Raw genomic sequence first — 1815 nt, forward strand, 5'->3', positions numbered from 1 at the left:
TACGGAGACTGGGTATCCTGGGGAAGAAGAATCAGGGTAAAATAAAAAGAAACAGGCAACTGCCCCTTGTTTAGAAAAGTTTAAATTGGTTTGAGAAAGAGAAAAGTAAATTCTGTAAAGTTGACTTTACAAAACCTGAAAAACAGAAAGAGAGCTACCAGACAGCAGAAGAAAAAAACAGAACGGACAAAAAAGACGGACTGATTACATAATAGGAAACTGAAAGTTTGAAACAAAGGGATAGTGGATAGAGAATAAATTTTGACATCACAAATAAGCCATCTTTAGGTGGCTGAAAAATTGAATATAAACGCAACACCTAATCAGGAAACTGACAAAGGATCGTCTTTGATAAAATAACCTCTTTGCTTAAGCAGATTAAGTGCCTGTGAAGTAGTTAACACTTTTTCTTTATTCACAGGACGGGAGTCAAGAAAACCTTCCGGTGTATATGGCTTTAAATCTGTGAGTATGTGCCAGATAGCGGTCAGGATCATACGGCAGCAATGACGGCTTTCTTGTGACCACGGCGTGCTTTGATGCGACGGTAACGGTCTGTAAATTCAGGATGTTTCTTATAGCACTCCCAAAAAATACTGCACATTCTTGACAACAGGTCTATGATAGAGTCAAGAGGTGATTATTATGTTGCATGATGAAACACGAAAACTGCTTATTGAAGCTTGGAATAAAACGCACAATGCAAAAGAAATCTACATCTACAGATTTTCTTCCATTGAATTTAAATAACGAAACTTATCTTTACAGAGATTGGGTTCCTGCAAAGGTAGAAAAAAGCGGCTTTTCAAGCCGCTTTTTCTGCATAGTTAAATATGTTAAATAAAAAAGATTGTTGAAAAAATATTACATATATGATACAATATGTTAACATAAACGTAACATGATAACGAGGTATAATGATGGAAAGAAGGCAAAGTATTATGAGAAGGAGAGGCAAAACATTTTTATCGCTGTTTCTTTCTGCTGTGATCGTTACCGGTCAGCCGGTATTGGCAGCCGATTTTTCTGCTGGAGAGGAAACATTTATTTCGGAAACCACAGAGCAGGAAGGCGATGTATCGGAAGCTTCAGCTATTTTCGAGGATACTGTGGATTCAGACAGTGAAATGAGATATGAGAAATATGAGGCGACAGTTTCTAGTGAAATCCTTGATTTGGGACAGACTGGAGTAAACGGCAGTGGTTGGGGGTGGGAAAGGCTAGAGATAAAAAATACAGGCACAGAGGCTTGGCATATCAAATCTATCTCAGAATTGAATGATTTTACACTTGAGCCGTTTGATTATCCGTTTCAGGGAAGGTTTCCAATGGAAGTTGGGAATAAGGTTAAGCCCGGAGAAGCTGTTGCAGCGGATATTTATGTAAAGAAAAATCTTTCTCCGGGAATTCATGAAGAAACCTTTGTCATGGAAACAGAAGAAGGCATTCAGGCGAAGTGTAGGATACGGGTTCTTATTCGCGGCGCATCTGATCAGGATTATGAGGTGAACTGCAGACCGAATAGCGGTACGAGATTTCTCACAATTACCCCTGAAGAATACGACTGGTGGGATAATACAGATCCGGATCCGGATATGTTTATGTGTCCAAAACGCAGTATATGGATATATAACAATGGAAAAAATCCTGTTACGGTTGATTTTGAGAATACGGAACATTTCTGGGCGTACCTTGATGATTATGAAACGGGGGTTATTATGCCCGGAGAAGGTACAACGGTTTATCTTCGTCCGAAAAAGGAAGAACAGGTAGCTACTGATATTTTTAAGGTTTCCATCACAGGAGGAATAGAAT

The 1815-nt window shown here is 39.0% G+C and carries 1 protein-coding gene and 1 pseudogene; one reads left to right on the forward strand and one right to left on the reverse strand.

Translation table 11 applies throughout. From position 1 onward, the window contains the following. Positions 1 to 323 precede the first annotated feature (323 nt). Positions 324 to 577, reverse strand: a pseudogene (locus LJE12_RS21185) (IS110 family transposase); the annotation flags it as partial. A 364-nt stretch (positions 578 to 941) separates the two neighbouring features. On the opposite strand from LJE12_RS21185, the gene LJE12_RS19430 reads away from it, so the two are divergent. Further along, positions 942 to 1815, forward strand: an 874-nt coding sequence (locus LJE12_RS19430) for a hypothetical protein (protein ID WP_227219488.1), incomplete at its 3' end; no start/stop codon positions are given.

It is taken from the genome of Blautia sp. DFI.6.71, assembly GCF_020593585.1.
Lineage (GTDB): Bacteria > Bacillota > Clostridia > Lachnospirales > Lachnospiraceae > Blautia_A > Blautia_A wexlerae.